The organism is Kitasatospora sp. NPDC058048 (assembly GCF_042885555.1).
Lineage (GTDB): Bacteria > Actinomycetota > Actinomycetes > Streptomycetales > Streptomycetaceae > Kitasatospora > Kitasatospora lactacystinica.
The window spans coordinates 300856-309072 of the sequence record NZ_JBHVRT010000004.1 but is presented as its reverse complement, the minus strand read 5'-3'; the positions used below and the strand labels follow the sequence as shown (position 1 = coordinate 309072).

Annotated in this window: 6 protein-coding genes; 2 read left to right on the top strand and 4 right to left on the bottom strand. The window is 75.1% G+C overall.

Annotated features, from left to right (window positions below):
* Positions 1-140 precede the first annotated feature (140 nt).
* From ACFVVA_RS06870 to ACFVVA_RS06860, 3 genes are all read right to left on the bottom strand, one after another.
* Positions 141-1772, bottom strand: a complete 1632-nt coding sequence (locus tag ACFVVA_RS06870; protein WP_387686358.1) for a succinic semialdehyde dehydrogenase — start codon at positions 1770-1772, stop codon at positions 141-143.
* Between the two features lie 96 nt (positions 1773-1868).
* Positions 1869-3647, bottom strand: a complete 1779-nt coding sequence (locus ACFVVA_RS06865; protein ID WP_387686356.1) for a protein kinase — start codon at positions 3645-3647, stop codon at positions 1869-1871.
* A gap of 161 nt (positions 3648-3808) precedes the next feature.
* On the bottom strand, positions 3809-4924 hold the full coding sequence (locus tag ACFVVA_RS06860) for a protein kinase (RefSeq protein ID WP_387686353.1): 1116 nt from the start codon (positions 4922-4924) through the stop codon (positions 3809-3811).
* Between the two features lie 56 nt (positions 4925-4980).
* Between ACFVVA_RS06860 and ACFVVA_RS06855 the strand changes: the two genes are divergently transcribed.
* Positions 4981-5511, top strand: a complete 531-nt coding sequence (locus tag ACFVVA_RS06855; RefSeq protein ID WP_387686351.1) for an SHOCT domain-containing protein — start codon at positions 4981-4983, stop codon at positions 5509-5511.
* A gap of 7 nt (positions 5512-5518) precedes the next feature.
* Here ACFVVA_RS06855 and ACFVVA_RS06850 read toward each other — a convergent pair whose 3' ends face one another.
* Positions 5519-7399: a serine/threonine-protein kinase gene (locus ACFVVA_RS06850; RefSeq protein WP_387686348.1), complete on the bottom strand. Its 1881-nt coding sequence runs from the start codon at positions 7397-7399 to the stop codon at positions 5519-5521.
* Between the two features lie 253 nt (positions 7400-7652).
* Here ACFVVA_RS06850 and ACFVVA_RS06845 point away from each other — a divergent pair, with 253 nt between their 5' ends.
* Positions 7653-8216 carry a hypothetical protein gene (locus ACFVVA_RS06845; protein ID WP_387686346.1) on the top strand — a complete coding sequence of 188 codons (564 nt, stop codon included), beginning with the start codon at positions 7653-7655 and terminating at the stop codon, positions 8214-8216.
* Position 8217 lies beyond the last annotated feature (1 nt).

Genomic DNA, 8217 nt, shown 5'->3' with positions numbered 1-8217 from the left:
TTACCGTGGGGGGGGGGGGGGGGCCGGGGCGGCCCCCCCGGGGGCGCGCGCCCCGCCGCCCGGGCCCGCGCGAAACGGGCCCACGTGAAGCGGGCCCACGTGAAACGGACCCACGTGAAGCGGGCCCACGTGAAGCGGGCCTACTTGAAGCGCAGCGCCTTGAGCGCCCGCAGGCCGCCGGTCATCACCGCGGCGAACTGCTTGTCGTCCAGGCCGAACGAGGGCGCGATCGGCATCAGCCGCTGGGTCGCGATGGTCTGCGCCTCGGTGAAGCGCAGGATGCCCTCGGCGCCGTGCCGGCGGCCCAGCCCGGAGTCGCCCATCCCGCCCATCGGCGAGGCGATCGAGCCGTACGCGGCGGCGTACGCCTCGTTGACGTTGACCGTGCCGGTGCGCAGCCGGGACGCGACCGTCCGGCCGCGCCGCAGGTCCCTGGTCCAGACGCTGGAGTTGAGGCCGTACGGCGTGGAGTTGGCGGCGGCCACCGCCTCCTCGTCGGTGTCGAAGCGGTAGACGGAGACGACCGGGCCGAAGGTCTCCTCGGCGCAGACCGCCATGTCCGGGGTGACGCCGTCGAGGATGGTCGGCTCGAAGAAGAACGGACCGAGGTCCGGCCGGGCCCGTCCGCCGGCCACCACGGTGGCGCCCGCCTTGACCGCCTCGTCGACGTGCCGGGTGGTGGTCTCCAGCTGGCGGACGGAGACCAGCGAGCCCATGTCGGCGCCGTACGCGAGGCCGCCGCCGAGGCGCAGCGCCCGGGTGCGGGCGGCGAAGCGCTCCAGGAACTCGTCGGCCACCGAGCGGTGCACCAGCAGCCGCTCGATCGAGATGCACAGCTGTCCGGCGGAGGAGAAGCAGGCCCGCACGGCGCCGGCGGCGGCCGCGTCGAGGTCGGCGTCGGCGAGCACCAGCATGGCGTTCTTGCCGCCGAGTTCGAGCGAGGCTCCGACCAGCCGGGCGGCGGCGCGCTGGGCGACGTCGCGGCCGGTACGGGTGGAGCCGGTGAACGAGACGTAGTCGGCGTGCTCCACCACGGCGGGGCCGATCACCGGGCCGTCGCCGATCACGATCTGCCACAGGTCGGCCGGCAGCCCGGCCTCGATCAGCAGCTCGCGGGCCCACAGCGCGGTCAGCGCGGTCTGGGTGTCGGGCTTGTTGACCACCGCGTTGCCGGCCACGAAGGCGGGCAGGGCGTCGCCGACGGACAGCTCCAGCGGGTAGTTCCACGGCGAGATGTGGCCGATCACGCCCTTGGGCCGGCGGGCCTCGACGGCCTGGGTGAGCACCGGCAGCGCGCCGCCGCGCCGCTTGTCCCGGAGGTACCCGTGCGCGGCCCGCCCGTAGTGCCGGGCGGCCATGGCGACGGCCAGCACCTCCTCGAAGGCGTGCAGCCGGGCCTTGCCGGTCTCCGCCTGGACGAGGTCCAGTACCTCGTCCTGGCGCTTGAGCAGCAGGTCGTGGAAGCGCAGCAGGACGGCGGCCCGGCGGCGCACCGGCAGCGCGGCCCAGGCGGCCTGGGCGCGGCGGGCCAGCTGGAAGGCGACCTCGACGTCGGCCGGGGTGGACTGCGGCAGGCTGGCCAGCCGCTCGCCGGTCAGCGGGGCGACGGTCTCCACCAGGTCGGGCTCGCCGGTGGCGGTGACGCCGGTCGCCAGCCTGGCGACCAGGGACGGCGGGACGGCCGCGGCGACGGTCCGCGCGCCGCCGGGTGCCGCCGGGTTGCCCGTGCCGGGGTGTCCGGTGGCCACTGCGTCTGCTGTGAGGTCCGACATACGGCGCAGCCTAGGCGTTCGGCGCCCGGTCCGGTACCCGTCGGTAACAAGAATCTGCCGCAGTCGGGTGAAAGCGGGCGCCTCGACCGGCCCCGGTCAGCGGGTCGGGGTGAAGCTGTTGAGCACGGCGTAGAAGCGCTGCTCGGCCTCGTTCCACTCGCTGCCCCGCTCCGGGCTGGACGAGTAGATCGCGTAACTGGTGCCGTCCTGGCTGATGAACTCGGTCTCGATCGCGCGCCGGCGGCCGCCGTCCTTGGCCAGGTAGCTGAACTCCCAGACCGCCGCCTCCTGGCCCTTCACCGCCGTGCCGGCCATCCGGTGCTGCTTGTAGTCCTTGAGCGACTTGGAGACGCTGGTCTCCATCTGCCGCATGTGCTCCAGCGGCTTGACCGACTGGCCGACGGTGACGGCGAACTGGAGGTAGTGCACCTTGCCGTCGGGGCTGTAGAAGATCTGGTTGTCGCCGGCGCTGATCCGCTGCCAGGGCGGGGTGCCGTTCGGCAGCGGGAAGCGGAAGCCGGCCGGGTCGTCGACCCAGTGGTAGCCGCTGGGCGGTGCCACCGCGGGGGTGGCGTCGCTGGTGGGTTCGGGCCCGGTGGACTCCGCGGCGGTCGGCGTCGGGTCGTTGGGGCTGTCGCCGCCGACCACGTGCCGGGTGACGAGGAAGGTGCCCGCGGCGGCCAGCAGGCCGACGGCCACCGCGATGCCGACGATCTTCAGCAGGCTGCGGCGCTTGGCCGGCCCCCGCTCGGGCGTGACGGAGTGCGGCACCGGCGCGACGGGCCCGGTGTGCGCCCGGGCAGCGGCCTGTGCGCCCCCGGTGGTGTCCGGTTCGGAGGGGACGACGGGCGTTGCGGGAACGGCGGGGACAGCGGACGCGGCGGGTGCGGCGGGTGCGGCGGCCTTCGGCTCGGTCGGCTCCTCGGAGCCCTCGGCCGGCTCCGCCTCGGGCGCCGGACCGTCGCTGCGGTCCACCACCGGCACCGACCGGGTCGGCGTGCGCACCGCCGCGACCGACTTCAGGCCCATCGTGTGCCCGGCCTGCACCTCGGCCAGCATCTTGGCCGCCTCGTCCGCGGTGGGCCGCTCGGCCGGGTCCTTGGCCATCAGTGCGGCCAGCACCGGCCCCAGCGGCCCGGCCCGCCGCGACTCCGGCAGCGGCTCGTCGACCACCGCGGCGAGCGTGCTGATCGGCGAATCCCGCCGGAACGGCGACTGGCCCTCGACCGCCGCGTACAGCGTCGCCCCGAGGCCCCACAGGTCGGAGGCCGGCCCGGGCCGCTCACCCTGGGCACGCTCCGGCGCCAGGTAGTCCGGCGACCCGACCAGGTCCCCCGGCCGGGTCAGCTCGGTCGAGCCCTCGTACTTCGCGATGCCGAAGTCCAGCAGCACCACCCGCCCGGTGCCGCGCTCCAGCAGCACGTTGGCCGGCTTCACGTCCCGGTGCAGCACGCCCAGCTGGTGGCCCCGGTGCAGCGCGGCCAGTACCTGGCTGCCCACCTCGGCGGCGGCGCGCGGCTGCAGGGTGCCGTCCTGGCTGATCACGTCGGCCAGCGAGCGGCCGTCGACCAGCTCCATCACGATCCACGGCCGGCCGTCCTGCTCCAGCACGTCGTGCACGGTGATCACACCGGGGTGCTTGATCCGCGCGGCCGCGCTGGCCTCGCGCTTCATCCGGGTGTGCAGGATCTGGAGGTCCTCCTCGGGCAGGTGGTTGACGGTCAGCTCCTTGACCGCGACCTCGCGGTCGAGCATCCGGTCCCAGGCCCGCCAGACGGTGCCCATGCCGCCCCGGCCGAGCCGCTCGCCGAGCTCGTACCGCCCGGCCAGCAACCGCTCCGCCTCGGCCGCCTCCGGCCGGTCCTGCACGCCCATCTGCGCCCGCTCCCCCACACACTCCGCCAGCCGTCACAGCGACGGAGGGCCTGGTGCAGACCACTGTTCGAACAAATCCCACGCACACATTAGGCGCACCTTGCCGCCCCGGGTAATCATGCCCACCCGCTGAACCGCAGGACCGGAATCCCAGCGGATCGTCAGCCCGCGAACAGCACCACCGCGACAATTCCCAGCGCGAGCAGCGCGAACACTCCACCGACCATCAGCGGGCCCAATAGGGCCGGGGGTATCCGGGGCGGTTTCGCACCGTTTCCTGCCCCGAAGTCCCCGCCGTTCCCGCCCTTTCGGGCACTCCTGCCGCCCCCGGGGCCCCCGGTCCTCCCGCCCCGCCGACGCGGCTGCCTCGACACCGGCGGCGCGGGCACCGCGATCGCCGCCAGCCGCTCCTCGTCGACCGGCTCCGGCGCCCCCGCCAGCAGCTCCGCCAGCTCCCCGCGCACCGCCTCCGCCGTCGGCCGCCGCACCGGATCGGCCTGCAACAGCCGCTCCACCAGCGGCCCGAGCGGCCCGCACACCACCGAGGGCTCGCGCCGCCCGTCCCGTACGGCCGTCACCAGCTCCGGCACGTTCCGCTCCGGGTACGGCGCGCGGCCGGTGACCATCCGCTGCACCAGCACCCCGAGCGCCCAGCAGTCGCCCGCCGGGCCGCCGTCCAGCGGCCAACGCTCCGCCACCGGACCGACCAGGGTCGCCCGCACCTCGTACCGGCGCCGCCCGGCCGGCCCGCCGAGCTCCTCGGCCAGCGCCTCCTGCGCCACCCCGGCGAGCAGTCCGCCGAGCATCGCCGCACCGTCCTCGCAGACCACCACGGACTCCGCGGTCAGGCCGCCGTGGGTCAGCCCGGCCGCGTGCAGCGCCCGCAGCGCGCCCGCCAGGTCCGCCGCCAACTCGGCCGCCCGGTACGGCGGCAGCGGTCCCTCGGCGAGCAGCTCGGCCACCGTCCACCCGGCCGGCCGCTCCTCCACCGTCCACAGCAGCTCGCCCTCGACGAACGCGCCGACCCCCCGCAGCAGCCGCGGGTGCGCGACCGGCGCGGCCGAACCGACCGCCGCCACCCGCCGCACCAGGCGGTCCGCCTGAGCCGCGGCGGCGTCCTCCGGATCCTGCCCCACCGTCAGCAGCCCCGGCAGCTCCAGGGCGCTCAGCAGCACCGATTCTCCGGTCCGCTCGTCCACCGCGTGGGCGCTCAGCGGTCCGGGACGGTCCGTCAGCCGGTACCGTCCCGCCAGCAACAGCTCGGGGCCGCCTCGCATGCCAGTTCCTCTCGCTCGCCGACCAGCCTACTGAGCGGCTCCCTTAGGCTCGATCCATGGACTGGACCGATCTGATCGACACCGCCCTCGAGGCGTCCGGGAACAGCAGCAAGGCCAACCAGGCCGAGGCCGTCCGCGCCGTGGAGGCGACCGTCATCGACGGCGAGAAACCGGTCGCCTCCACCGCCGGGCGCCACCCCGAGCACTTCCGCAAGGGAGTGCTCGTGCTGACCACCCATCGGCTCCTGTTCCTGAAGGACGGCAAGCCGCCGGTCCCGGTTCCGCTCGCCGCCGTCAGCGACGTCACCGTGACCCGCACCAAGCTCAACGGCGAAGTGCTCCTGGTGGTGGCGCTCACCGGCTCGCACCGCTTCGAGGACGTGGTCAAGGCCGAGTTCTTCGCCGAGCAGCTCCGGGCCGCCGCCCGCGCCGCCCGCAACACCCCGAAGGCCCTGCCCGCCGCACCGGCCGGAGCCGCCACCGGCGAACAGCTCATCGGCCAGCTCGAACGGCTGGCCGCCCTGCGCACCTCCGGTGCCCTCACCGAGGACGAGTTCACCCGCGCCAAGCAGCGCCTGCTCGGCTAGAGCCTGTCTACGGCGCGGGCTGGAAGCTGTTGAAGACGACGTCCCGGACCGGGGCCTGGGCGGCCCACTCGGCGTCCGGGACGATCCAGTAGATCGAGTACCCGTACTTGGCCGGGGTCCCGGTCACGAAGCCGCGGTTGAGCGAGTGCATCCTGGGCGTGCCGTTGGTCCACTCCCAGTCCGCGGCGTTGCTCCACTGCCGGTAGGTGATCGCCGCCAGGTTCAGCCGCTGGTAGTTGGTGACCTGCCCGCGGACGCTCGGCTCCGACTCCTGCCAATCGGCGACCGCGCTCGCGCCGGGCGACGTGGTCCACTCGATCCGCAGCTGGCTGCCGTCCGCCGCGTTCTTGAAGATCCGCCGGTTGGCGTCGGACGCCGTCGGCTGCAGGCCGTCCGGCAGCACGACCGAGAAGCCGCTCGGGTCCTTGTACTCGTGGTACCCGGCCGGCACGCCCCCCGGCGTGGGCTGCGCCGGGGTCTGGACCGGTGCCGGGGGCTGCACGGGAGCCGCCGGCGAACCGGCCGACTGCACGGGCGCGTCCGGCACCGCGGCCGGGTCGCCGGTCGGCTGCGGAGCGGGTCCGCCCGCCGGCGGCGCCGTCGCGCCCGGGCTCGACTCCGGCTCCGTACCCGCCGTCACCGGCGCGGTGGCCCCCGCGCTCTGCGCGGCCCCGCCGCCCGACCCGCCGTCCTCGTTGCCGACCATCCGGAGCACCGCCACCACCCCGGCGATCAGCAGCAGCACCACGATCACGGTGGCGATGGCCAGCCGCCGCCGACCGGTGCGCGGGTCGGCCCCGGCCGCCTGCGTCGCGCCCATCGTCCACTCACTGGTCACCGGCCGGATCGACTCCGGCTCCGGCGCCTCCGGCTCCCCGGCCGGCTTCTCGACGGGCTCCTCGTCCTGGGCCCGGCTGCCGACCCGGACCGTCCCCAGCAGCCCGGCCACGGGCCGCTTGCGGCCCTCCTCGGCCTGCTCCGGCTCCTCCTTCGCGGGCTCCGGCGCCGCCTTCTCCACCGGCACCGCGTGCTCGGTGGTCGACTCCGCCCGCGCGGTGGAATCCGCGACCACCCGCTTGAGCATCGACCGGGTCTGCGAGGCGTCCAGCCGCTCGGCCGGGTCCTTCGCCAGCAGCCCCTCGATCACCGGCCGCAGCGGCCCGGCGTTCACCGGCGCCGCCAGGTCCTCGGTCATCACCGCGGTCAGCGTGGCCAGCGCGGAGCCCCGGTCGTACGGCGGCCGGCCCTCGACCATCGCGTACAGCGTGCCGCCCAGCGACCACAGATCGGCCGGCGGCCCGGGCTTCTGCCCGCGGGCCCGCTCCGGCGAGATGTACGAGGGCGCGCCGACCAGCATCCCGGTCGAGGTGACGGAGGCGTCGCCCTCCACACTGGCGATGCCGAAGTCGGTGAGCACCACCCGGCCGTCCTCGCCGATCAGCACGTTGGACGGCTTGACGTCCCGGTGCAGGATGCCCAGCGCGTGCGCCGCGCTCAGCACGCCCAGCACGTCCAGCGCGATCTCCGCGGCCCGGGCGGGCTCCAGCGGCCCGTCCTCCCGCACCACGTCGGCCAGCGAGCGGGACTCGACCAGCTCCATGACGATCCACGGCCGGTCGTCCTCGTCGACCACGTCGAAGACCGTCACCGCCGAACTGTGCCGGATCCGCGCGGTCGCCTTGGCCTCGCGCAGCGTCCGGGTGATCAGCCGGTGCTTCTCCTCCTCGTCGACGCTGGCGTTCATCCGCAGTTCCTTGACCGCGACGGTCCGGCCCAGCATCTCGTCCTCGGCACGCCAGACCGTGCCCATGCCACCGCGCCCGAGCACGCCGTTCAGGCGGTAGCGGCCGGCCAGGAGGCGGCCGGTGGAACCCTTCGCCTGGGTCATTCGGAACGTTCCCCCATGTGCTGCTGGCGGTCGTGGTGACGGCACGTCGGCCCGACCTGGGGCCCGGACGCCCAAGCCTCCATCATCTCCTGTCCGGAGGGCCCGCGACCACCCGGCCCCCGCCACAAGCCGGGACGAACCGGAACGGGCGCGGCGCTCCGTGCTCGATCTGTGATCGAAAACTCGCCAAGATCTGCCCGAACCACTGCTACCGTTCGGCAGCTCATCGTCTTTCCGGGGGGATTCGACGCCCATGACCGCACCCGCGCCGGGCACTGACGGCCCATCGACCCGGCCCCGCACCGCCGAGCACTACTCGGTCGCGCCGCCCCCGGCCGCCCCCGAGGGATACGTCGCCCCCGGCATGCCCGGCGCCCCCGTGGCCGGTTTCGAACCCACCGAACCCCCGCCCCGGCCCGTCCCCCGCCGCCGCACCGCCCTGGCCGTGGCCCTCGCCGTGCTCGCCATGCTGATCGGCGGCCTGGCCTACGGCAGCGCCCCCCTGCGCGCCGCCGACAGCCTCGGCTGGCTGGCCATCGCCCCGGCCGGCCTGGTCGCCCTCCCCCTCGGCCGCCTCGGCGGCAAGAGCCGCTCGCTCCCCCCGCTCGGCGCCCTCCTCGCCGCCGGCGCCCTCCTCCTCGGCCAACTGATCGAACACCTCCGCCGCCTGCGCGCCGAGGGCCCCGCCCCCCACGGCCTGCTGCACGACACCGTCACCGCCTGGCGCGCCGACCTCCGCCCCCTCGATGCCGCCTTCTACGCCATCGCCCTCATCGGCGGCTTCCTCCTCACCCGCCGCACCGCCACCCGAAGCTGAC

Bases quoted from the DNA above. Each gene is read 5' to 3' on its own strand.
- ACFVVA_RS06870 (WP_387686358.1), bottom strand. From the start codon at position 1,772: ATGTCGGACCTCACAGCAGACGCAGTGGCCACCGGACACCCCGGCACG.
- ACFVVA_RS06865 (WP_387686356.1), bottom strand. From the start codon at position 3,647: ATGGGCGTGCAGGACCGGCCGGAGGCGGCCGAGGCGGAGCGGTTGCTG.
- ACFVVA_RS06860 (WP_387686353.1), bottom strand. From the start codon at position 4,924: ATGCGAGGCGGCCCCGAGCTGTTGCTGGCGGGACGGTACCGGCTGACG.
- ACFVVA_RS06855 (WP_387686351.1), top strand. From the start codon at position 4,981: ATGGACTGGACCGATCTGATCGACACCGCCCTCGAGGCGTCCGGGAAC.
- ACFVVA_RS06850 (WP_387686348.1), bottom strand. From the start codon at position 7,399: ATGACCCAGGCGAAGGGTTCCACCGGCCGCCTCCTGGCCGGCCGCTAC.
- ACFVVA_RS06845 (WP_387686346.1), top strand. From the start codon at position 7,653: ATGACCGCACCCGCGCCGGGCACTGACGGCCCATCGACCCGGCCCCGC.